Below are 20,678 nucleotides of genomic sequence, written 5' to 3'. Positions count from 1 at the left end.
CCGGGTGGGGAGGGCTAGGAGACACAGGTGCAGCGCTTGATCAGTCGAAGCGCCCCACCCGGCTTCGGCTACGCCTCAGCCACCCTCCCCAGAACGGGGAGGGAGAAGGTCGCGCCTCTACTTTTTGCGCAGTTGCAGCGCGCTCCACGCGTCGTGATGGATCGTCTGCTCCACTACGAAACCCAGCGGCAGATAGGCCTCCAGAATCCGCTCTTCCTGCGTCCGCAGCAAGCCCGACAGAATCGCCACCCCACCCGACTTCAGCGCCCCGGCGATCTCAGGCGCCAGGAACACCAGCGGCGCGGCCAGAATGTTGGCGAACACCAGATCATAGGGCGCGTGCTGCGCAATCCGCTCATCGCTCAGACCATCGGCGAAATAAAAGTCGCATTTGGCGTCGTTGATCGCCGCATTTTCATTGGCGATCCGGGCCGAGGGCTCGTCGATGTCGGTGCCGACGGCGATGGGCGAACCGGTCTTGGCCGCTGCAATCGCCAGCACGCCCGTGCCGCAGCCGACGTCCAGCACCTTCTCGAAGGTCTCGGTCTTCAGCAGATTGTCGAAGGCCTCCAGACAGCCGACCGTCGTGCCGTGGTGGCCGGTGCCGAAGGCGGCGCCCGCGTCGATCTTCAGATTGACCCGGCCCTCGGGAATCTTGCCCTGATCATGGGCGCCGTAGACGAAGAAACGTCCCGCCTCGACCGGCGGCAGGCCCGACAGGCTCATGGCCAGCCAGTCGGCGTCGGCCAGCTTCTCGACCACGACCTCCAGCCCCGGCGTGGCGCGCAGTATCTCGGCGATGCCTTCGGCCTCTTCCTCGCTGGTCGGGAAGGCGTCGATGCGCCAGATTTCCTTGTCCTCATCCTCTTCCAGGATGGAATAGGTGGCGCCTTCCAGCAGGGGGTTGGCGTCGATGGCGGCGGCGGCGGCTTCGGCCGGGGCGCGGTCGCCGCGCGCGATCACCTGAACTGCGGATTCGGACATTTCTTAAACACCGTTATAATGACGAATCGCCAGTACGGGCTTGGTTCTCACGCCCGTGTCCAACGAGGGGTCGGGGAGTTCATGGCCAAAGCACCGTCTGAGACGAAACCTGCCGCGAAAGCGGCCTCCGCCGCTTCCAAGCCGAAACCGGCGGCAAAGTCGAGCGCAACAGCGACAAAAGCTGACGCCAAGCCCAAGACCGTAAAGGCGGCCGCCGCGACGAAGGCTCCCGCCAAGACCCCCGCAGCAAAGCCCGCGACCAAGGCGGCGGCCAAGCCTGCAGCGACCAAGCCTACAGCGACCAAGGCCGCCACCAAGACGACGAAGGCTCCGGCAAAGGCCGCTGCGGCGAAGCCCGCCGCCGCCAAGGCCGCGCCGGCCAAGAAACCCGCTGCCAAATCAACTACAGCCAAGCCTGCGGCGACCAAGGCCGCCGCACCGAAGAAACCCGCCACGTCCAAGACGGCCGCCGCCGCTCCGGTCGAGACGCCGGTCGCCGCCTCCCTGGCGCCCGCGCCTGTGGCGCCGGCCGAAACCGGGCCTGCGCCCAAGCCCGAGCCGGTCGTCGCGACCGCGCCCGTCGCCGCCGAGCCGCCGGTTCAGGCCGCCGCGCCCGCCCCTGCCGCCGAGCCGGTAACGCCCGTCGAAACGCCCGCCCCCGAAAAGAAGAAGGGCTTCTTCGCCCGCCTGTTCGGCTGGTGATCCGACGCTGATCGCCAATAGAAAAGGCCGGAGAGGACGCCCTCTCCGGCCTTTTTCAATTCGCGTCTTCCGCAGGCGTCAGGCCGGCGGCAGGTCTTCCGCCAGGATCGCCATTTCGAACATGTAGGAACCGGCTTCGTCTTCATCCTCGAACACCACGCCGATGAACTCGTCATCGACATAGACTTCGGCGGAATCGGCGACCTTGCGGCCCTTCACCTTGATGCCGCCGTGGTTGAAGGTGCGCTTCAGGTGCGTCTCGACGCGCTTCAGATCGTTCTCGGTCACGGGGTCAGCCTCGTTTTGGCGCCGAAGCGCATATCGTTGGGCGCGGACCCTAGAGAAGCCGTCCCTCCTTGGGAAGCCCGAGGCGAAGCCCGCGCTTCAGGCGTCCACAGGCGACGCCTCCTCAGATCACGAAGTCATAGACGATGTCGGACAGCGTATGGTCCATCGTCCGCGCGGGCGTGGCGTCGGTCGGGCAGTTGACCAGCCGCGCGGGCACCCCCGCCACGGTGCAGCCCGCCGGCACCGGCTTCAGCACCACCGAGCCCGACGCCACCTTGGCGTAGTCGCCGACGGTGATGTTGCCCAGCACCTTGGCCCCGGCGCCCAGCAGGACGCCGCGCCCGATCTTAGGATGGCGGTCGCCGCGCTCGGCCCCCGTTCCGCCCAGCGTCACGGCGTGCAGCATCGACACCTCGTCGCCGATCACCGCCGTCTCGCCGATGACGATGCCCGTGCCGTGGTCCAGAAAGACGCCCGAGCCGATCCGCGCCGCCGGGTGGATGTCCAGCTGGAACAGCTCCGAGATCCGGCTCTGGAAGTGAAACGCCAGGGTGTCGCGGTCCTGTGTCCACAGCCAGTGCGCCACGCGCCACGCCTGCAACGCCTGGAACCCCTTGAAATACATGAAGGGCTGCAACAGCGAGCGGATCGCCGGATCGCGTTCCTGCACCGCCTTCAGGTCCGCCTCGGCGGCGGCGACAATGCCCGGATCGGCGGCGAAGGCCGACAGGGCCACCTCGCGCACCGTCATGGCCCCCAGCTCCGCATCGCCCAGCTTGCGCGCGATCTGGAAGCTCAGCGCCCCGGCGAAATCGTCGTGCGCCAGCACCACGGCGTTCAGCTGCGACGCCAGACGCGGCTCCTCGCGCGCAGCGTCCTCGGCTGCGGCGCGCAACTGCGCCCACAGGTCCGGCTGTTGCGGCACGACTTCCAGCTTGGCCATCAGGCTTCCTTAAACTTCGGCTCGACCCTACGCGCCCAGCATGGAACGCGCCAGCGCGGCGGGCAGTTCGCCCTCCCGCGCCATATGGTAGGCCCGATAGGCCGTCGCCACCGTCAGGCTGTCGCGCACCGCGCCGCGCGCAATCTCGGCCATCAGCGCGCCGAACGGCACGCGCGCCGACAGGAAGACCTCGGTCGGGTCCGGCGCCTTGTCCGTGGCTTCCAGCCCCCAGGCCACCCAGGTCATCGCCCGCTCGTCGGTGATGGAGTTGGACAGGTCCATGTCCAGCGCCCCGCGCCAGTGCTGGGCCGTCAGCCCCGCCTCCTCGGCCAGTTCGCGCTTCACCGCCTCGAAGGGGTCTTCCCCCTCCGGCGCCCCGCCCTCGGGCATCTCCCACGAATAGCGCATCAGGGCGAAGCGGTGCTGCCCGACCAGACTGACCGTCCCGTCGTCATGCAGCGGCAGCACGCCCGTCCCCACATTCCTGGGCCGCATGACCATGTAGTCGGCATCCGCCCCCGTCGGCGCCACGGCCGGATGGCGCGTCACCTGCATCCACGGCGTATCGACGACCACGCTCGTCCCCAGACTGCGCCACGGCGGCGTCTCGGGCAGGCCCTCGGCCCAGCGAGGCTTGATGTCGCGGATCTTGCTCATGCCCCTGCTATGGCGCCGCGCGCCTCGAAAGCCTAGCTATCGGCCATGAGCCAGTCAGACCTGTCCTCCCCCCTGCCCCTGCCCGTCCGTTCGCAAGAGCTGCTGTCGCGGCTGGCCGTGCGCCGCTCGGCCTCGGCCCAACTGCTGACCCTGCCCGGCCCCACGGACGCCGAGGTCGAGCAGATTCTTCTGCTGGGCGCCCGCACGCCCGACCACGGCAAGCTGTTCCCCTGGCGCTTCGTCATCCTTGGCCCGCGCAGCCGCGCCGAGCTGTCCGAGGCCCTCGCCGCGCTGGGCGAGACCCAGAACCGCACCGGCAAGGAGATCGCCTCCCTGGCCAAACTGGCCAATCCGCCGCTGACCATCCTTGTCGTCTTGACCCCCATCGAAGGCCACAAGGTTCCGGTGTGGGAGCAGCAGTTGTCCGCCGGCGCCGTCTGCATGAACCTTGAGCACGCGGCCAATGCGCTCGGCTATTGCGCCAGCTGGATCACCGACTGGTATTCCTACGACCCCGCGGCCGTCGCCCTGTTCGGCATCGAGGACGGCGAGAGCATCGCCGGCTTCATCCACATCGGCTCCCTGTCCGAGCCCCCGCTGGAGCGCCCCCGCCCCGACCTGGAGCACAAGGTGACGGCCCGGCCGTAACCCTCTTTTTTTCGTCATCCTCCGGCAAGCCGCACAGCGGCGCAGACCGGGGGACCCAGCGGCGCCCATAGGGCGAAAGCGGCACACGCGACGCCTGCATAAAGATCGCCTTCGGCGCCGCTGGGTCCCCCGGTCTCCCCCCGCTTTCGCGAGGGTCGCCGGAGGATGACGAAAGAGAGGATCAGCGCTCCTCCTCCTCCGGCCGGTGCACCAGCGACACCAGCACCACCGAGATGATCATCAGCAGGAACCACGCCCCCAGCTTGTTCAGGCTGACCATCTCCCATCCGCCCTCCTGCCCCGGATAGACCCAGGCCCGCGCGAACGTCCCCAGGTTCTCCGCGAACCAGATGAACAGCGCCACCAGCCCATAGCCCAGCAGCAGCGGCATCGCCCTTCGCGTCCGGTCTGCGGTGAAGTAGAACCACCCCCGCATGAACAGCAGCCCCGTCGCCGCGAATAGCGCCAGCCGAATGTCCGGCAGCCAGTGGTGGGCGAAGAAGTTGACGTAGATCGCCGCGGCCAGCACCCACGTCGTCCATAGCGGCGGATAGTTCCGCACCCGGATATGGAAGATGCGCTGCACCCGCGCGATGTAGCTGCCCACCGCCGCATACATGAAGCCCGAGAACAGCGGCACGGCGCCGATCCTCAGCACCGACTCTTCCGGATAGATCCACGACCCGTGATAGGTCTTGAACAGCTCCATGATCGTCCCGGCGACATGGAACAGGAAGATGACCCGCGCCTCCTCCCAGCTCTCCAGCTTCAGGGCCAGCATCAGCGCCTGTATCCCCAGCGCCCCCAGCACCAGAAAGTCATAGCGCGCCAGCGGCGCCTGATCCGGCCATAACAGAAACGTCCCCACGATCAGCGCCAGCATCGCCCCGCCGAACAGACACGCCCACCCCTGCTTCAGCCCGAACCACAGGAACTCATAGGCGTAACGGCGAAGCCGCGAGCGGTCCGCCCATGCCTCGGCGCGGGTCATCAGGCGACGGCCCCAGGCTTCGAGCGGGAGGCGGGGGGATGGGGTCATGGCAGGGGATTAGCGATAGCTAGAAGTGAGGACACATTGGATTGCCGAAGCGATTGCCATTTATCGGAAATCTGCCTCTATCATCGTAATAGCGCTTTTCAACCTGCAAGCATCCGAGGAAAGGCATGGCAATGCACCTTCTGTATTGCGACGAATCGAATATGGAAGATCGCCCCGGCGACTTTCTAATCTACGCAGGCATCGCCATTGACGGCACGCGCGCAATGGATCTTTCACGTGAAATCGACGCTATTCGCGCCAACCTCAACGTCCCCCGTGAATATAGACTTAAGTTTAACCCTGGCCCAGAGGGATTTTCACACGAACAATTTATCGAACTAAAGCGCCAAGTCATTGACGCAACAGTAAGACATGAAGTTAAATTGCTAGGCTACTTAGTTCTACACGACATCGCGACCAATCCTGATGAAGCCCGCCGTAACGGCATCAATACGGTTTGTTTTCACTTTGACTGCCTGCTCAATCGATTGAATGAGACTGGCTTAGTGTTGATTGATAGATTTAATGATGCTGGAAACCAGATTGAAGCTCACTTAGCCGAAAAATTCAGCGTCGGATTGGTAGGCATGCCGTATGCGGCTGAGGTTCCGATGCGGCGCATCGTCGGCTACCATTATTCAGCAATCGGTCAATCGCACTTCACCTCTCTCATTGATGTGATCGTTGGTTCGTTTCGCTTCGCCATCAACGCACATTGCCGGAACGTTCAGCAGCATCGCCAATCTGCAAACAACATTCTTCAAGCGATATCTCCTCTTTTCGTAAGAAACAATGCAGGAGGCGCCGTATCGGAACTTGGGCTTATATTTAGCCCAAAGATAATTCGGGTTTCAGGATATCGATCCAAATATCAGGATTTAAAGGACTTCCTAGAAGCTGCAGGAATACCAACCGAGCAACAGATTACAGATCAGAGAATGTACTGAATCGTTACTAGGAACCTAACTGTGCACGAGGCGGCCTCGCCGCCCCCTCACCCCCGCCCGCGATACCCCGCCACGCCCTGATCCGGCAGCCACACGCCCTCCAGCGGCGCGCCCGTCTGCCAGAAGACGTCGATGGGGATGCCGCCGCGCGGATACCAATAGCCTCCGATGCGCAGCCATTTCGGTTGCAGCAGTTCGGCCAGGCGCTTGCCGATGGCGACGGTGCAGTCCTCGTGGAAGGCGCCGTGGTTGCGGAAGCTGGTCAGGTACAGCTTCAGGCTCTTGCTCTCGACCAGCCAGTCGCCCGGCACATAGTCGATGACGATGTGGGCGAAGTCGGGCTGGCCCGTCACCGGGCACAGGCTGGTGAACTCCGGCGCGGTGAAGCGCGCCACATAAAGCGTGTCGGCGTGCGGATTAGGCACGCGCTCCAGCACCGCCTCTTCCGGATTGGTCGGGGCGGCGGTCTGGACGCCGAGTTGGCTGAGGCTGTCGGTATAGTGGGTCATGCCCGCCATTTAGGCGTTTGGTCCGCCAAAGAAAACGCCGCCCCGCCGCAATCGGCCATCCCCCCGCCGCGCCTGTGCTAGACTGCGCCCCGGTCGAGGGGAGAGCGGCCGTGCAGGGACGGGGCAATTTCAGACGATTCAGACGAATTGGACTCTCTTTTTTCCTTCTCCCCTTGAGGGAGAAGGTGGGCGCTGGAGGCGCTCGGATGAGGGGTGTCGGCGCGATGTTTGAACCTTTGTCCGCCCCGGATCCGCAATCGGACGCCGCAGCGCTCACACCCCTCATCCGTCAGGCTGGCGCCTGCCACCTTCTCCCTCAAGGGGAGAAGGGCGCTGGAACGCATTGCCTTCCCTGACGACAGCCGGTTAGCGTAGCCAAAAGCAACTCAGGAGAGACGACCCGTGGCCATTCCCGCTTCCCTGCAGTCCGGCCTCAAGCTGCCGGTGATCGCCTCGCCCATGTTCCTGGTGTCGGGGCCTGATCTGGTGGTCGAGGCCTGTAATGCGGGCGTGATCGGGACCTTCCCCTCGCTGAACCAGCGCACGACCGAGGGCTATCGGGAGTGGCTGCACGAGATCAAGTCGCGGCTGAATCCCGACGCCGCCCCCTTCGGCGTCAACCACATCGTCCACCCGACCAATCCGCGCCTGATGGCCGACATGATGGTCTCGGTCGAGGAGAAGGTGCCGCTGATCATCACCTCGCTCGGCGCCGTGCGCGACGTGGTGGACGCGGTGCACGGCTATGGCGGCGTGGTCTTCCACGACATCGCCAATGTGCGTCATGCGCGCAAGGCGGCCGAGGCGGGCGTCGACGGCCTGATCCTGGTCGCCAACGGCGCGGGCGGGCACGCCGGGGTCGTCAACCCCTTCGCCCTGATCAACGAGGTCCGCAGCTTCTACGACGGGACCATCATCCTGGCGGGCGCCCTGTCGACCGGGCAGGACGTGGCGGCGGCGCTGATGATGGGGGCCGACTTCGCCTATATGGGCACCCGCTTCATCGCCACGACCGAAAGCGCGGCCCAGCCCCACTACAAGGATCTGATCGTCCAGTCGGGCTCGGCCGACATCACCTATACGCCCGCCGTCTCGGGCATTCCGGCCAACTTCCTGACGCCCTCGCTGGTCGAAAACAAGATCGACCCCAAGTCCCTGCCCGAGCACAAGCTGGACATGGGCGAAGAGGCCAAGGCGTGGAAGACAATCTGGTCGGCCGGTCAGGGCTCGGGCGCCATCCACGACGTGCCGACCACGGCCCAGCTTGTCGCTCGGCTGACGGACGAGTTTTCGCAGGCTTGTGATAAATTCGACAAGAAGCGCCTCTAGGAAGCGGCCTCGACACTCCCCTGACGAGGCCGACCATGCGCATCCTGACGACCGCCCTTCTGGCGACCGCCCCGCTCCTGATCCTGGCCTCGGCGGCTCAGGCGCAAGAGCTTCCCGGCCGCTGGAGCTTCAGCGCGGGCGCCGCCAGCGACAACCGCTCCAAGGACGCCTCCAAGTCCGACGGCGATCCCTTCGTCTGGGGCGCGGCGGAATGGGAAAGCGAAAGCGGCCTCTTCTATGTCAGCCCCGCCTTTGAAACGATCAAAAGCGGCGGCTCGGAGCTGGAGTTGGAACTGGCCGGCGGCGTGCGCCCGCAATGGGCCGGCTTCGACTTCGACCTGAACGTCGCGCACAAGTGGCGGGTCGACGCCGACCCCGGCTATGACGACAAGTCGTGGGAGTTCACGGCCGACATGAAGCGCTCGATCGGCCCGGCCAGCGCCCGCCTGCGGCTGCAACACTCGCCCGACGGCGCCGGTTCGGTGAAGGCCTGGACCTGGGTCGCGGTGCGCGGCGGCTGGGACTTTACCGACAAGCTGAACGTCTCGGCCGAGGTCGGCCGTCGCGAGCAGGACAACAGCGTCGACTACACCGGCTACAACATCGGCGCGACCTACGCCCTGACGTCCAATCTTGAGGCCGAACTGCGCTGGCACGGCACGAACGCCAAGGTTCCGGGCGAACAGTACGCCGACGCCTTGGTCGCCGGGATCAGCGTCTATTTCTGACCAGAGGCCTGCGTCTCAGGCGCCTGTTTCACCTTTGGCGGAAAAAGCCTAGGCTGACGCCATGACTTTTCGACCGACGACTTTGGAACGTGCGTACCAACTGGCCCAAAGCGGCGCCTGCCGAACCGTAGGCGATGTAAAACAGGCCCTGAAGACCGAGGGGTATGAGCGGATTCAGGACGCGCTGTACGGCTCGACCATCACCTCGGCCCTGCGCAAGCTGTGTCAGGAGAACTGGATTTCGCCGCCGGAAACGGCCGAGCCCTGAACCCCGCCCCTTGCATTAGGGCGATGGAGGGTCCACCCTAGTGAGGTCGATCTCTCTGCGTAACGCTCTGCCTTCTGCCCCGCGCACCGAGGTCTAAGCCGATCCATACAGACCCGACAGGCCATCAGGGACGTTCTCTGAGGCCAACTTCTAGCGGAGGTCCTGAAAATGGCTACCGGCACTGTAAAATGGTTCAACTCCACCAAGGGCTACGGCTTCATCCAGCCGGATGACGGCGGCAAGGACGTCTTCGTCCACATCTCGGCCGTCGAAGCAGCCGGCCTGCGCGGTCTGGACGAAAACCAAAAGGTTTCCTACGAAATCGAGCGCGACCGTCGCTCGGGCAAGGAATCGGCTGGTCAACTGAAGACCGAAGGCTGATCCAGCCCTCTCGCCGCTCCGTTCGCAACGACGGGCGGCGATGACAGGATTGAAGCGCGCAGAGGTCGCCCTCTGCGCGCTTTTCTTATGAGGACTTCAGCTGGACGAAGTCCGCGCCGGTGGGCGACTGAAACAGGCGCAGGCCGAACTCAGGCAGGATCGCCAGCAAGTGGTCGAAGATGTCGCCCTGGATCGCCTCATACTCGGCCCAGGCCGTGGTCGCGGTGAAGGCGTAGATCTCCAGCGGCAGCCCCGTCTCCGTCGGCTGCAACTGACGCACCAGCAGGGTCATGTCCTGACGGATGCCGGGGTGGTTCTCCAGATAGTTCTGCACATAGGCGCGGAAGGCGCCGATGTTGGTCGAGCGGCGCATATTGACCGGGTCGCGCCCCGCCGCGACCAGTTTGGCGTTCCAGTCGGCCATCTCAGCGCTCTTGTCGGCCAGATAGTCGTCGATCAGCAGAAATCGCCGCATCCGGTCACGCTCGTCCTCGGTCAGGAAGCGCGCGCTGGTCTGGTCGATCAGCAGGGCGCGCTTGATACGACGCCCGCCGCTTTCCTGCATCCCGCGCCAGTTACGGTAGGACTCGCTGATCAGCCGCCAGGTGGGGATGGTGGTGATCGTCTTGTCCCAGTTCTGGACCTTCACCGTGTGCAGGGCGATGTCGATGACGTCGCCGTCTGCGTTGACCTGGGGCATCTCGATCCAGTCGCCGACGCGCAGCATGTCGTTGGAGTTCAACTGAACCGAGGCCACGAGCGACAGTATGGTGTCCTTGAACACCAGCATCAGCACCGCCGCCAGAGCGCCGAGGCCCGACAGCAGCAGCAAGGGCGACCGGTCGATCAAGGCCGCGATCACCAGTATGGTGGCGATGGCGTAGATGACGATCTTCAGCACCTGAAGATAGCCCTTGATGCTGCGTCGATGGGCGCGCGGCGAGCGGGCGTAGATGGCGTTGGCCATGTCCAGACCGGCGCCTATGCCGATGGCCACGGCCACGATCATGAAGGCCCCGGCCACGTTCTGGATCAGGGTGACGACGCCGGGCGCCAGATGCGGCACGCCGCTGATCCCCTGATGGATGATGATGGCGGGCACGACGCGGGTGAAGCTGCGCACCACGGGCTGCAACAGAGTGTCGAGATCATGCACCGCCCGGCCGACGACTTTCAGGATCAGTCGGGTCAGGATGCGGCGGACCACAAAGTCCGCGATGAAGGCAAGAAGGGCGAGAAGACAGAGCCCGATCAGCATCTCCGCGATCGGAAACTCCGCCAAGCGAATACGCATGGCGTCGAAATCAAACATGACCCCAGCCTAGGCAGGCCCGCCGGGGATTTGAACCCCCGGCGCCTCAATCAGCCTCAGCCGATAGCCTGATCCAGGTCGGCGATCAGGTCGTCGATGTCCTCGACGCCGACCGACAGGCGGATCAGGTTGTCGGTGACGCCGCCCGCCTCACGCACCTCTTTGGGCACGCTGGCGTGGGTCATGATGGCCGGGTGGTTCACCAGGCTTTCGACGCCGCCCAGCGACTCCGCCAGGGTGAAGACCTGCACCCGTTCCAGAACCCGCTTGGTGCGCTCCAGATCGCCGTCGATCAGCATGGTGACCATGCCGCCGAAGCGGCCGTTCATCTGGCGCGCAGCCAGTTCGTGCTGCGGGTGGCTGACCAGACCCGGATAGAGCACCTTGGCGACGCCCTTTCGGTCTTCCAGCCAACGCGCCACGGCCAGGGCGTTCTCATTGTGCGCCTTCATCCGCAGGCCCAACGTCTTCAGGCCTCGGTTGGCCAGGAAGGCGTCGAACGGTCCCATGATCCCGCCGATAGAGTTCTGCAGGAACTTCAACTGGGCCGCCATCTCTGCGTCCTTGGCGACCAGAACCCCGCCGACGATGTCGGAGTGGCCGTTCAGATATTTGGTCGCCGAATGCATGACCACATCGGCGCCCAGCGTCAGCGGCTGCTGGCTCCACGGCGTGGCGAAGGTGTTGTCGACCACCAGGATCAGCTTGTTCGCCTTGGCGACGTTCGACAGGGCCTCGATGTCGGCCAGTTTCATCAGCGGGTTGGTCGGCGTCTCCACCCACAGCATCCGCGTCTTGTCGGTGATGGCCGCTTCGACCGCCGCCAGGTCGGTCAGGTCCACATAGCTGAAGTCCAGCCCCATCGACCGGCGCCGCACCCGCTCGAACAGCCGCCATGAGCCGCCGTACAGATCGTCGCCGGTGATGATGTGCGACCCGGCGTCCAGCAACTCCAGCGCCGTCGAGGTCGCCGCCATGCCCGAGCCGAAGCCGAAGGCCTGAACCCCGCCCTCCAGATCGGCGATGCAGGCCTCGAACGCCTCGCGCGTCGGGTTCTTGCCGCGGGCGTATTCATAGCCCTTGTTCACGCCGGGGCTTTCCTGCGCATAGGTCGAGGTGGCGTAGATCGGCGTCATCACCGCGCCCGTGGTCGGGTCCGGCCGCTGGCCCGCATGGATGGCGCGGGTCGAGAAGCCCTGGCGGTTCTTCAGTTCAGACATAGGCTTACCGGTTCAGGCTGAGGTGGTTGATCAGGTCGGTGCGGGTGATCAGGCCGACGAAGCTCTCGCCGTCCAGCACGATGGCCACGCGGTCTCGGTCAAAGACCGGGATCAGGGCGTCCAGCGATTCCGTCACCTGCAGCGTGTCCAGATCGCGCGTCATGGCCGAGGCGACCGGCTTGGCGAAGCGTTCCTGGCGGGTGATGTCGTCGGTGTTCATGATGTGGACGATGTCGCTTTCGTCCAGAATACCGACCAGACGGCCGTCCTGAATGACCGGCAGTTGCGACAGCCCGTCGCCGCGCATCCGCTTGAAGGCGGTGTCCAGCGTATCTTCAGGCCCGATCACCACCACGTCGCCGGCGGCGTATTTGCGGTTGATCAGGTCCGACAGGTCGCCGTGCAATTCGCGCTCCGCCAGCCCCTGATCGGCCAGCCAGGCGTCGTTGTAGACCTTGGACAGATATTTGGCGCCGGTGTCGCAGACGAAGGTCACGACCCGCTTCGGCTCGGCCTGCTCGCGGCACCAGCGCAGGGCCGTGGCGATCAGGGTGCCCGAGGACGATCCCGCCAGAATGCCTTCCTTCAACAACAGCTCGCGCACCGTGGCGATCGCCTCGGCGTCGGGGATGGAATAGGCGACGTCGATCAGATCTGGATCGGTCGTCTCAGGCATGAAGTTCTGGCCGATGCCCTCGACCGTATAGCTGCCGTCCGGCCCAGCGACGCCCTCATTGATCAGTCCCGCCAGCGCCGATCCCACCGGGTCAGCCAGAATGATCTTGGCCTTGGAGCCCTGCGCCTTGAAGTAGCGCGCGTTGCCGGTAATCGTCCCGCCTGAGCCGATGCCGGCGACGAAGGCGTCGATATCGCCGTCCATCTGCTCGAAGATTTCCGGGCCGGTCGTCTTGAAGTGGGCCTCGGAGTTGGCGTCGTTGGCGAACTGGTTGACGAAATAGCCGCCCGGAATCTGCTGGGCCAGACGCTCGGCCATGTCGGTGTAATATTCAGGATGGCCATGCGGCACGTCCGAGCGGGTCAGGCGCACGTCGGCGCCCATCGCTCGCAGGTGCTGGATCTTCTCCTTCGACATCTTGTCGGGGATGACCAGCAGGACCTTATAGCCCTTCTGCTTGCCCACCAGGGTCAGGGCCAGGCCGGTGTTGCCCGCCGTCGCCTCGACGATGGTGCCGCCGGGCTTCAGCCAGCCCGCCTTCTCCGCCGCCTCGATCATCGACAGGGCGATGCGGTCCTTGATGGAGCCGCCGGGGTTCTGGCTCTCCAGCTTCAGGAAAAGGCGGCACGGGCCGGTGTCGATCCGCGTCACCTCGACCATCGGCGTCTTGCCGATCAGGTCCAGCAGGCTCTTGGCCGGACGGCTGAGAACAGGGGCGTCGGTCATCGACATGAGAGCAGGCTCCGTTGCACGGGTGACTTGTGAAGCTGGGCGTCCGCCCCTTCGCGGTCAACTCCTGCAAGTTTTCACCCTTTCGCCGAGAAGCGCGTTAGAAAGGGCGCAATGGTCAAGACACCCAAACGCCCCGCTGCGGGCCTGCCCGACAAAGAATCCCTCATCGCCTTCCTTCGTGAGGCTGGAGAAGCCGAAAAGGCCGACATCGCGCGCGCCTTCGGCCTGAAAGGCGCCGAGCGGCGCCAGATGCGCGACATGCTGAAGGAGCTGGAGGCCGAGGGCCGCCTCAGCAAACGCGGCCGCAAGGGCTTTTCCGAGGCCGGCGCCCTGCCCCCGGTCGGCGTCGCCGACGTGGTGGATCGCGACGCCGACGGCGAACTTTACGTCCAACTGGTCAAGGGCGGAGAGGATGCACCGCGCGCTGTCCTGATGCCTGATCGCGAGGGTCGCGGCCCGGCGCCCGGCATGGGCGACCGCCTGCTGGTCAAGTTCAGCCAGGGCGTCGACGGCTGGGAGGCCCGACTGGTCAAACGGCTGGATACTGGCGGCAACCGCGTGCTGGGCGTCATCCGCAAATCGGCGCGCGAAACGCGGGTCGAGCCGGTCGACAAGCGCTCCAAGGATGTTCTGCTGGTCCCGCAGGCACAGGCTGCCGATCTGCGCGACGGCGATCTGGTTCTGGCCGCCGTCGAGAAGGGCGAGCATCGCTACGGCCCCAAGCGCGGCAAGATTCTTGAGAACATCGGGCGCGAGGACGACCCGCGCGCCGCCTCCATCATCGCCATTCACGCCCACGGGGTGCCGACCGGCTTCTCCGAGGCCGTGGAACGCGAGGCCGAGGATCAGGCTGTCCCGACGCTGAAGGGGCGCGAGGACCTGCGCCACGTCCCCTTCATCACCATCGATCCCGCCGATGCGCGCGACCATGACGACGCCGTCTATGCCGAGCGCGATGAAGACCCGGCCAATGCGGGCGGCTGGATCGTCTGGGTCGCCATCGCCGACGTCGCCGCCTATGTGCGCCCGAACACGGCGCTGGACCGCGAGGCGCGAGCCAAGGGCAACTCGACCTACTTCCCCGACCGGGTCGAGCCGATGCTGCCCGAAGTGCTGTCCAACGGCCTGTGCAGCCTGAAGCAGGGTGAGAACCGCGCCTGCATGGCCGTGCGCATGGTCTTCGACAAGGACGGCAGGAAGACCGGGCACAAGTTCACGCGCGGCCTGATGCGCAGCCACGCCAAGCTGTCCTACGAACAGGCGCAATCGGCCATCGACGGCCTGCTGGACGACGCCACCGGGCCGATCATGGAGGCCATCCTCTATCCCCTGTGGAACGCCTACCGCACCATGTTGAAGGGCCGCGAGCGCCGCAGTCCGCTGGCCATCGAAAGCCCCGAGCGCCGCATCATCATGTCGCCCGACGGCGGCATCGCCGGCATCGAGCCGCGCAAGTCGCTGGAAGCTCACCGCCTGATCGAAGAAATGATGATCCAGGCCAACGTCTGCGCCGCCGAGACGCTGGAGAAGACGCACACGCCGCTGATCTATCGCGTCCACGACACGCCCAGCCAGGAGAAGATCTTCAACCTGGCCGACTTCCTGCACACCATCGGCAAGCCGTGGAACAAGGGCGAGGCGCCGAACACCAAGCGCTTCAACAAGCTGCTGGAAGAGACCCGCGACACCCCGCACGCCGAGGTCGTCAACGAAGTCGTCCTGCGCACCCAGATGCAGGCCATCTACTCACCGGACAATGTAGGCCACTTCGGTCTGCACCTGGACCGCTACGCCCACTTCACCTCGCCCATCCGGCGCTATTCGGACCTGATCGTCCATCGCGGGCTGATCCGGGGGCTGAAACTAGGGTCGGACGGCCTGACCGACCGCGAGATCGCCGAACTGGGCGGCATCGCCGAACACGTCACCGAGACCGAGCGCCGCTCGATGGCGGCCGAGCGCGACGCCATGGACCGCTACATCGCCGCCTTCCTTGAAGAACACGTCGGCGCGACCTTCACCGGCCGGATCACCGGCGTGACCCGCTTCGGCCTATTCATCCGGCTGGACGAGACGGGCGCAGACGGTCTGGTCCCGGTCTCGACGCTCGGCGACGAATATTTCACCCACGACGACCGCGCCCATGCCCTGGTGGGAGAGCGCAGCGGCAAGCGCTTTCCGCTCGGCCGCCGCGTCGAGGTGCGGCTGATGGAAGCCACGCCCGTCACCGGCGGTCTGGTGCTGGAGATGCTGTCCGAACCGGACCCGCGCGACCCCAACGCCCCAGCCCCGCGCTATGGGATGCGCGGAAGAGGCGGCGACGGCCCGCCCAAGCGTGGGAAAGGCCGTCCGGGCGGTCCCAAGCCCCGCAACGGCGCCAAGCCCTCCGGCGGCCTGAAGGGCGTCAGAAAGGGCAAGCGGCGTTGAACCCCCTCCCCTTCGACGCGGCGCAGGACCTCGCCGATGCGCCGCGCACCGGGGGCGTCCAGCGCCCCAAGGACGCCGCCACCCTGATCCTGACGCGCGACGCCAAGCGGCCCGAGGTGCTGATGGGCCGCCGCGCGCCGGGCCATGTCTTCATGGCCTCGAAGTGGGTGTTTCCGGGCGGACGCATCGAGCGCGCCGATTTCACCGCCGCCTCGAAAGGCCCCTTGTCGCTCGACGCTGCGCGCCGGCTGGAGGTGGAAATGCCCGCCCGCCGCGCCCGCGCCCTGGCTCTGGCCGCTGTGCGCGAGACCTTTGAAGAAACGGGGCTGATCCTGGGCCAAGCGGCGCCCGCCGCCTCAGTCGCCGGGCCGTGGCGGGAGTATCGTCAGGCGGGCGCCCTGCCCGATCTGTCGGTCCTGTCCTATGTGGCGCGGGCCATTACGCCGCCGGGCCGACCGCGCCGTTTCGACGCGCGCTTCTTCATGGCCCCGGTCGAGGCTCTGCGCGATCCGGACCGTATCGAAGGCTCGGGCGAACTGGACGAGATCGCCTGGATTCCTCTGGACGAGGCGCAGAGCCTCGACCTGCCCGCCATCACCCGCTTCGTGCTGGGCGAGGTGGCCGAGCGGCTGGAGACGCCTCAGCGCCCCCTGCCCTTCGTGCACATGGTGAGCGGCCGCCACGTCATCGACCATCAGGACTGACGCGGCGGCCTTAAGGTCTTATTCGGCGACCGGCTTCGTCAGGTCGAAATCAACCTGGAAGTGGCGGTTCGGGCGGCGCAGTTCATAGGTGAAGGTCTTGTCGGGATGGACCTCCATCGCCCAGACGTTGGTCGTCGAGACCGAGGCGTCGTTGGCGTTGAACAGGTCGATGGATTCCTGATCGACCGGGAACTCCTGACGCTCTGCCGTGCCTTCGTTCGCCGTGTCGCCGCCGTACCAGTGCAGCGGGTCGGTCTTGCCGTCCGGCTGGCGGTGATCGTGCTTCAGGCGCAGGCCCGAATCGGTGCGCGTCACCACCCAGGTGCGCGAGCGGTCTTCGCCGACCCAGAAGGGGATGCGAATCTCGTCCGCCGAACAGTCGCGCACGTGCATCAGCAGGCGCTTGCCGGCGAAATCGGAATCGGCGGCCTCGTTGGTGACGACCTTGCCCTCGAATCTCTGGCCGCACAGGGCGGTCAGATTGGCGAAGAAGGCGTCCTGCGCCGTGGCTGGAGCCTCAGCAGTCGCAGCCGCCGGTGCGGCAGGCTCGGACGAACAGGCGGAAAGGGCCAGACCGGCGGCGACAACGGCGGCGGAAAGGACGTGGGCGGGCTTTAGACAAGGCTTTTTCATGGCGAAACACTAGCGTCTGTATGGCCAGGCTCAACGCGACATCGAAGCCGTTGACTTTGAGCCCGTCCTGAGTATGTTCCGCGCCTCTTATTTCAAGCGGCTTTCGCCGTCGCAGAGGTTAATTCCGATGGCCAAACCGGCTTCCATCAAGATCCGCCTGAACTCCACCGCCGACACCGGCTTCTTCTACGTCACCAAGAAGAACGCCCGTACGATGACCGAGAAGATGGTCGTCAAGAAGTACGACCCGGTCGTCCGCAAGCACGTCGAGTTCAAGGAAGGCAAGATCAAGTAAGGGCTTCGCCCCCCGCTTGAATCTGCAAGAATCGAAACGCCCGGTCGCAGGACCGGGCGTTTTTCTTTGACCGTTTATCGGAAAGCGCCGCGTCACGCGGCGCGGGCGACGACGCGGTTGCGCCCCTGAGCCTTGGCCTCATAGACGCCTTCGTCCGCCCGCTTGAGCAGGGCCTCGGGCGTGTCCTCCATGCCCAGGCTGGCCGCCACGCCGACTGAAACGGTCACGCCCAGCACATCGCCTCCGCTGATACGGAAGGGGGCCGCCCCCACGTCGCGGCGAATACGTTCGGCGATGCGATGGGCGTCTTCCAGCGTCGTGCCCGGCATGACCACCACGAATTCCTCGCCGCCGAAACGACAGGGCAGATCGACCGCACGCACATTGGTCGCCAGCCGTACCGAAAACTCGCGCAGCACCTCGTCGCCGACGTCATGACCAAAGGTGTCGTTCACGGCTTTGAAGTGGTCGATGTCCAGCACCAGCACCGCCACCGGGTCCCCGCCCCGCGCGGCGCGCGCGACCAGAGCTTGCAACTGGCTGGTCATGTAGCGGCGATTGTGCAGACCCGTCAGCGGGTCGGTGATCGCCATCTCCAGATTATGGTCCAGCTTGTCGCGCAGGAAGTCGCCGTACCGCTTGCGCTTCACCTGGGTGCGGACCCGCGCCGACATCTCTTCAGGATCGACCGGGCGGGCCAGGATGTCGTGCGCGCCCAGATCCAGCGCCTTCAGCAGACGCGGCCGATCATGGGTGTCGATCAGCGCCAGTATGGGAATGCGCCGCGTCATCTCCTTGGAGCGCAACTGGGCGATCAGGCGCAGGCCGTCGAAACCCTCGGACGACACATTGACGATGACCAGATCGACCGGTCCCCGCGCCGCGTCCAGAGCGTCGGCCAGGGTGTCCGCAATCATCGGGCGATGCTCGATCGACAGCTCCCGCGCGATCATCTCGGCCTGAAGCTCATTGTCGTCGACGACCAGAACCCGACCGCCCGAGCCCTTCAGACGGCCGACGCCGCCTGCGTCCATGCCCAGACGGCGGCTGCTTTCCTCGCGTTCACGCAGCTCATCCATGACCATTTTCAGGCGCGTCAGGCTCTTGACTCGCGCCATCAGGATCACATCGTCCAGCGGCTTGGACAGGAAGTCGTCAGCGCCCGCTTCCAGTCCCCGGATGCGGTCATGACGCCCGTCGAGGGCCGTCACCAGCACCACCGGGATATGACGCGTTTCCTCGGCGGCCTTGAGCCTACGGCAGGTCTCGAACCCGTCCATGCCGGGCATCATGACGTCCAGCAGGATCAGGTCGGGCTGTTCATCCCGGGCGATGCGCAGGCACGAGGTCCCGTCGCCGCAGGTCAGGGCGTCATAGTATTCAAGGGTCAGCTTGGCTTCGAGCAGACGGACATTCGCCTCTACGTCGTCGACCACCAGAATTCGCGCGCTCATCCCCTACCCCAGGTGCTTTCGCACCGTTTCAAGGAAGGAAATGACAGAGATCGGCTTGGAGATGTAGGCTTCGCAGCCCCCCTGACGAATCCGTTCCTCATCACCCTTCATGGCGAAGGCTGTAACGGCGATGACGGGTATATGGTTCAGCTCTTCATCGTCCTTGAGCCATTTGGTCACCTCAAGCCCGGAAATCTCCGGCAACTGGATATCCATCAGGATCAGATCGGGGCGGTGCTCGCGCGCAATCGCCAGCGCCTGCAGCCCTTCGCGGGTCTGCAGCACTTCGTACCCCTGAGAATCGAGCAGATCATGAAAAAGCTTCATGTTCAGCTCGTTATCCTCGACGATGAGGATCTTCTTGGACATCCGCCACCCGGCCGTTGCGCCTCTTGTTCATTCGCTTTCGCGTCGGGCTGTTACGCCTTCTTGGGTGCACTGTGGGCGCGTCAGTCTTAAGTTGACGTGAAGCTGAGGAAACGGAGTTCCTGTTTGGCCATCACGGCCCTTTGCCGCGACTGTCTGTGGACCGGAGACCGCAAGGTCGTGCGGTGCCCGTCGTGCGCCTCGCGCCGGGTGATCGCCCACGACGAACTGAGCGATCTTCACATCGCCCACCTGGACTGCGACGCCTTCTACGCCTCGGTCGAAAAGCGCGACCGACCCGAACTGCGCGACAGGCCCGTGATCGTCGGCGGCGGCAAGCGCGGCGTGGTCTCCACCGCCTGCTATGTAGCGCGGCTGTACGGCGTCGGCTCGGCCATGCCGATGTTCAAGGCGCTGAAGGCCTGTCCGGACGCCGTGGTCATCAAGCCGGACTTCGCCAAATACAAAGCCGAGAGCGCACGCATCTTCGGCGCCGTGCAGCGCCTGACGCCGCTGGTTCAGACCCTGTCGCTGGACGAGGCCTGGATCGACCTGAAGGGCACAGAGCGGCTGAATGGCGGGCCGCCCGCCTTCCAGTTGGCGCGCCTGCAGAAATGGATCGAGGACGAGACAGGCTTGAGCGTCTCCATCGGCCTGGCGCCCAATCGCTTCCTGGCCAAGATCGCGTCCGAACTGGACAAGCCGCGCGGCTTCTCCGTCATCGGCGCGGCCGAGGCGCAAGGCCTGCTGGCCCCCCGCCCCGTGACCACCCTGCCCGGCGTCGGGCCGGTGTTCGGGCGCACCCTGCGTTCGGACGGTTTCGCCACCATCGGCGATCTGGCCGCCGCCGAGGTCAAGGACTTGATCCGGCGCTATGGCGAGACGGGCCTGCGGCTGCACGATCTCAGCCACGCCCGCGACAGCCGCCCGGTGAACCCCGACCACGACCGTCGCGGCATGAGCGCCGAGACCACCTTCAACGACGACCTGACCACCGCCGAGGCGCTGGAGGCCGAACTGTGGCCCCTGTGCGAGAAGCTGGCGGCCAAGGCGCGACGCGACGGCGTGGCCAGCCGGGTCCTGGTGCTGAAACTGCGCAAGACGGACTTCAAGATCGTCACCCGCCGCATCACCCTGGCCGAGCCCGTGCAGACGGCGCGCGCCCTGTTCGCCGCCGGTCGCGACCTGCTGAAGCCGGAACTGGGCGTGCCCTATCGATTGATCGGCATCGGCATGGCCGATATCGCCGACGCCCAGGATGTCCCCGCCGGGTTGTTCGCCACCGCCGAAGCCCGCGCCCTGAAGACCGAGACCGCCATCGACGCCCTGCGCGACAAGTTTGGGGCAGGCGCTGTCGTCGCCGGGCGCGCTCTGAAACGTCCCAACGAACGCCCCGGATGACGCGGCCGCCGCGCCGCGCTAAACCCCCTGCACCC

General features: G+C 65.6%; 23 protein-coding genes. 11 read left to right on the top strand and 12 right to left on the bottom strand.

All coding sequences use genetic code 11. From position 1 onward, the window contains the following. Nucleotides 1-117: 117 nt before the first annotated feature. Nucleotides 118-984 (bottom strand): 50S ribosomal protein L11 methyltransferase, encoded by an 867-nt coding sequence (locus H556_RS0108300; protein ID WP_024353995.1) that lies wholly within the window; start codon nucleotides 982-984, stop codon nucleotides 118-120. An 81-nt stretch (nucleotides 985-1,065) separates the two neighbouring features. On the opposite strand from H556_RS0108300, the gene H556_RS16305 reads away from it, so the two are divergent. Further along, on the top strand, nucleotides 1,066-1,686 hold the full coding sequence (locus H556_RS16305) for a hypothetical protein (RefSeq protein ID WP_155802444.1): 621 nt from the start codon (nucleotides 1,066-1,068) through the stop codon (nucleotides 1,684-1,686). Between the two features lie 78 nt (nucleotides 1,687-1,764). Here the strand turns inward: H556_RS16305 and H556_RS0108290 are convergent, their stop codons facing one another. From H556_RS0108290 to H556_RS0108280, 3 genes are all read right to left on the bottom strand, one after another. Continuing rightward, on the bottom strand, nucleotides 1,765-1,974 hold the full coding sequence (locus tag H556_RS0108290) for a DUF3126 family protein (RefSeq protein ID WP_003167318.1): 210 nt from the start codon (nucleotides 1,972-1,974) through the stop codon (nucleotides 1,765-1,767). Between the two features lie 121 nt (nucleotides 1,975-2,095). Beyond that, on the bottom strand, nucleotides 2,096-2,917 hold the full coding sequence (gene cysE, locus H556_RS0108285; RefSeq protein WP_024353994.1) for a serine O-acetyltransferase: 822 nt from the start codon (nucleotides 2,915-2,917) through the stop codon (nucleotides 2,096-2,098). Between the two features lie 27 nt (nucleotides 2,918-2,944). Continuing rightward, nucleotides 2,945-3,574 carry an NUDIX domain-containing protein gene (locus H556_RS0108280; protein WP_024353993.1) on the bottom strand — a complete coding sequence of 210 codons (630 nt, stop codon included), beginning with the start codon at nucleotides 3,572-3,574 and terminating at the stop codon, nucleotides 2,945-2,947. Between the two features lie 45 nt (nucleotides 3,575-3,619). Here H556_RS0108280 and H556_RS0108275 point away from each other — a divergent pair, with 45 nt between their 5' ends. Beyond that, a complete protein-coding gene (locus tag H556_RS0108275) occupies nucleotides 3,620-4,222 on the top strand; it encodes a nitroreductase family protein (RefSeq protein ID WP_024353992.1) in 603 nt (200 codons plus the stop codon). Between the two features lie 181 nt (nucleotides 4,223-4,403). On the opposite strand, the gene H556_RS0108270 is transcribed toward H556_RS0108275, so the two are convergent. Continuing rightward, on the bottom strand, nucleotides 4,404-5,261 hold the full coding sequence (locus tag H556_RS0108270) for a DUF817 domain-containing protein (RefSeq protein ID WP_024353991.1): 858 nt from the start codon (nucleotides 5,259-5,261) through the stop codon (nucleotides 4,404-4,406). Between the two features lie 161 nt (nucleotides 5,262-5,422). Here H556_RS0108270 and H556_RS16080 point away from each other — a divergent pair, with 161 nt between their 5' ends. Beyond that, on the top strand, nucleotides 5,423-6,208 hold the full coding sequence (locus tag H556_RS16080; RefSeq protein WP_211216117.1) for a hypothetical protein: 786 nt from the start codon (nucleotides 5,423-5,425) through the stop codon (nucleotides 6,206-6,208). A gap of 47 nt (nucleotides 6,209-6,255) precedes the next feature. Here H556_RS16080 and queF read toward each other — a convergent pair whose 3' ends face one another. After that, nucleotides 6,256-6,717, bottom strand: a complete 462-nt coding sequence (gene queF, locus H556_RS0108265) for a preQ(1) synthase (RefSeq protein WP_024353990.1) — start codon at nucleotides 6,715-6,717, stop codon at nucleotides 6,256-6,258. 402 nt (nucleotides 6,718-7,119) lie between these two features. On the opposite strand from queF, the gene H556_RS0108260 reads away from it, so the two are divergent. From H556_RS0108260 to H556_RS0108245, 4 genes are all read left to right on the top strand, one after another. Continuing rightward, nucleotides 7,120-8,046, top strand: coding sequence for an NAD(P)H-dependent flavin oxidoreductase (locus H556_RS0108260; protein ID WP_024353989.1), 927 nt, complete (start codon nucleotides 7,120-7,122; stop codon nucleotides 8,044-8,046). A gap of 35 nt (nucleotides 8,047-8,081) precedes the next feature. After that, on the top strand, nucleotides 8,082-8,774 hold the full coding sequence (locus H556_RS0108255; RefSeq protein ID WP_024353988.1) for a TorF family putative porin: 693 nt from the start codon (nucleotides 8,082-8,084) through the stop codon (nucleotides 8,772-8,774). Between the two features lie 61 nt (nucleotides 8,775-8,835). Then, nucleotides 8,836-9,042: a hypothetical protein gene (locus H556_RS0108250; RefSeq protein WP_003167328.1), complete on the top strand. Its 207-nt coding sequence runs from the start codon at nucleotides 8,836-8,838 to the stop codon at nucleotides 9,040-9,042. A 168-nt stretch (nucleotides 9,043-9,210) separates the two neighbouring features. After that, the gene (locus H556_RS0108245) at nucleotides 9,211-9,423 is read left to right on the top strand and encodes a cold-shock protein (RefSeq protein WP_003167329.1); all 213 of its coding nucleotides are present in this window, start codon (nucleotides 9,211-9,213) and stop codon (nucleotides 9,421-9,423) included. 85 nt (nucleotides 9,424-9,508) lie between these two features. On the opposite strand, the gene H556_RS0108240 is transcribed toward H556_RS0108245, so the two are convergent. From H556_RS0108240 to H556_RS0108230, 3 genes are read right to left on the bottom strand one after another with little or no spacing between them, the layout of a single operon-like run. Continuing rightward, nucleotides 9,509-10,735 (bottom strand): mechanosensitive ion channel family protein, encoded by a 1,227-nt coding sequence (locus tag H556_RS0108240; RefSeq protein WP_024353987.1) that lies wholly within the window; start codon nucleotides 10,733-10,735, stop codon nucleotides 9,509-9,511. A 56-nt stretch (nucleotides 10,736-10,791) separates the two neighbouring features. Continuing rightward, nucleotides 10,792-11,955 carry a cystathionine gamma-synthase gene (locus H556_RS0108235; RefSeq protein WP_024353986.1) on the bottom strand — a complete coding sequence of 388 codons (1,164 nt, stop codon included), beginning with the start codon at nucleotides 11,953-11,955 and terminating at the stop codon, nucleotides 10,792-10,794. Between the two features lie 4 nt (nucleotides 11,956-11,959). Continuing rightward, nucleotides 11,960-13,363 carry a pyridoxal-phosphate dependent enzyme gene (locus H556_RS0108230; RefSeq protein ID WP_024353985.1) on the bottom strand — a complete coding sequence of 468 codons (1,404 nt, stop codon included), beginning with the start codon at nucleotides 13,361-13,363 and terminating at the stop codon, nucleotides 11,960-11,962. 111 nt (nucleotides 13,364-13,474) lie between these two features. Here H556_RS0108230 and rnr point away from each other — a divergent pair, with 111 nt between their 5' ends. Together rnr and H556_RS0108220 are read left to right on the top strand one after the other, a co-directional pair. After that, complete coding sequence (rnr, locus tag H556_RS0108225; RefSeq protein ID WP_024353984.1) at nucleotides 13,475-15,790, top strand: ribonuclease R; 2,316 nt, start codon at nucleotides 13,475-13,477, stop codon at nucleotides 15,788-15,790. Further along, nucleotides 15,787-16,494 carry an NUDIX hydrolase gene (locus H556_RS0108220; protein ID WP_024353983.1) on the top strand — a complete coding sequence of 236 codons (708 nt, stop codon included), beginning with the start codon at nucleotides 15,787-15,789 and terminating at the stop codon, nucleotides 16,492-16,494. The genes rnr and H556_RS0108220 overlap by 4 nt, the downstream gene beginning before the upstream one ends. Before the next feature lie 18 nt (nucleotides 16,495-16,512). Here H556_RS0108220 and H556_RS0108215 read toward each other — a convergent pair whose 3' ends face one another. Then, entirely contained in the window at nucleotides 16,513-17,127 is a 615-nt protein-coding gene (locus H556_RS0108215) for a hypothetical protein (protein ID WP_024353982.1), read from the bottom strand. 127 nt (nucleotides 17,128-17,254) lie between these two features. On the opposite strand from H556_RS0108215, the gene rpmG reads away from it, so the two are divergent. Continuing rightward, nucleotides 17,255-17,422, top strand: coding sequence for a 50S ribosomal protein L33 (gene rpmG / locus H556_RS0108210; protein WP_003164451.1), 168 nt, complete (start codon nucleotides 17,255-17,257; stop codon nucleotides 17,420-17,422). Nucleotides 17,423-17,514: 92 nt separating this feature from the next. Here the strand turns inward: rpmG and H556_RS0108205 are convergent, their stop codons facing one another. Then, nucleotides 17,515-18,876 (bottom strand): PleD family two-component system response regulator, encoded by a 1,362-nt coding sequence (locus H556_RS0108205; protein ID WP_024353981.1) that lies wholly within the window; start codon nucleotides 18,874-18,876, stop codon nucleotides 17,515-17,517. Nucleotides 18,877-18,879: 3 nt separating this feature from the next. Beyond that, nucleotides 18,880-19,245, bottom strand: a complete 366-nt coding sequence (locus tag H556_RS0108200; RefSeq protein WP_003167338.1) for a response regulator — start codon at nucleotides 19,243-19,245, stop codon at nucleotides 18,880-18,882. A gap of 123 nt (nucleotides 19,246-19,368) precedes the next feature. On the opposite strand from H556_RS0108200, the gene H556_RS0108195 reads away from it, so the two are divergent. Further along, the gene (locus tag H556_RS0108195; RefSeq protein ID WP_024353980.1) at nucleotides 19,369-20,643 is read left to right on the top strand and encodes a DNA polymerase IV; all 1,275 of its coding nucleotides are present in this window, start codon (nucleotides 19,369-19,371) and stop codon (nucleotides 20,641-20,643) included. Nucleotides 20,644-20,678 lie beyond the last annotated feature (35 nt).

The sequence above is a fragment of the Brevundimonas naejangsanensis DSM 23858 genome (genome assembly GCF_000421705.1).
Classification (GTDB): domain Bacteria; phylum Pseudomonadota; class Alphaproteobacteria; order Caulobacterales; family Caulobacteraceae; genus Brevundimonas; species Brevundimonas naejangsanensis.
The sequence above is the reverse complement of the archived record's forward strand: the minus strand, read 5'-3'. Positions and strand labels throughout refer to the sequence as shown.

Bases quoted from the DNA above. Each gene is read 5' to 3' on its own strand.
- H556_RS0108235 (WP_024353986.1), bottom strand. From the start codon at position 11,955: ATGTCTGAACTGAAGAACCGCCAGGGCTTCTCGACCCGCGCCATCCAT.
- H556_RS0108280 (WP_024353993.1), bottom strand. From the start codon at position 3,574: ATGAGCAAGATCCGCGACATCAAGCCTCGCTGGGCCGAGGGCCTGCCC.
- H556_RS0108250 (WP_003167328.1), top strand. From the start codon at position 8,836: ATGACTTTTCGACCGACGACTTTGGAACGTGCGTACCAACTGGCCCAA.
- H556_RS16305 (WP_155802444.1), top strand. From the start codon at position 1,066: ATGGCCAAAGCACCGTCTGAGACGAAACCTGCCGCGAAAGCGGCCTCC.
- H556_RS0108230 (WP_024353985.1), bottom strand. From the start codon at position 13,363: ATGTCGATGACCGACGCCCCTGTTCTCAGCCGTCCGGCCAAGAGCCTG.
- H556_RS0108200 (WP_003167338.1), bottom strand. From the start codon at position 19,245: ATGTCCAAGAAGATCCTCATCGTCGAGGATAACGAGCTGAACATGAAG.
- H556_RS0108215 (WP_024353982.1), bottom strand. From the start codon at position 17,127: ATGAAAAAGCCTTGTCTAAAGCCCGCCCACGTCCTTTCCGCCGCCGTT.
- H556_RS0108255 (WP_024353988.1), top strand. From the start codon at position 8,082: ATGCGCATCCTGACGACCGCCCTTCTGGCGACCGCCCCGCTCCTGATC.
- H556_RS0108205 (WP_024353981.1), bottom strand. From the start codon at position 18,876: ATGAGCGCGCGAATTCTGGTGGTCGACGACGTAGAGGCGAATGTCCGT.
- H556_RS0108275 (WP_024353992.1), top strand. From the start codon at position 3,620: ATGAGCCAGTCAGACCTGTCCTCCCCCCTGCCCCTGCCCGTCCGTTCG.
- cysE (WP_024353994.1), bottom strand. From the start codon at position 2,917: ATGGCCAAGCTGGAAGTCGTGCCGCAACAGCCGGACCTGTGGGCGCAG.
- queF (WP_024353990.1), bottom strand. From the start codon at position 6,717: ATGACCCACTATACCGACAGCCTCAGCCAACTCGGCGTCCAGACCGCC.
- H556_RS0108270 (WP_024353991.1), bottom strand. From the start codon at position 5,261: ATGACCCCATCCCCCCGCCTCCCGCTCGAAGCCTGGGGCCGTCGCCTG.
- H556_RS16080 (WP_211216117.1), top strand. From the start codon at position 5,423: ATGGAAGATCGCCCCGGCGACTTTCTAATCTACGCAGGCATCGCCATT.
- rpmG (WP_003164451.1), top strand. From the start codon at position 17,255: ATGGCCAAACCGGCTTCCATCAAGATCCGCCTGAACTCCACCGCCGAC.
- H556_RS0108245 (WP_003167329.1), top strand. From the start codon at position 9,211: ATGGCTACCGGCACTGTAAAATGGTTCAACTCCACCAAGGGCTACGGC.
- rnr (WP_024353984.1), top strand. From the start codon at position 13,475: ATGGTCAAGACACCCAAACGCCCCGCTGCGGGCCTGCCCGACAAAGAA.
- H556_RS0108300 (WP_024353995.1), bottom strand. From the start codon at position 984: ATGTCCGAATCCGCAGTTCAGGTGATCGCGCGCGGCGACCGCGCCCCG.
- H556_RS0108240 (WP_024353987.1), bottom strand. From the start codon at position 10,735: ATGTTTGATTTCGACGCCATGCGTATTCGCTTGGCGGAGTTTCCGATC.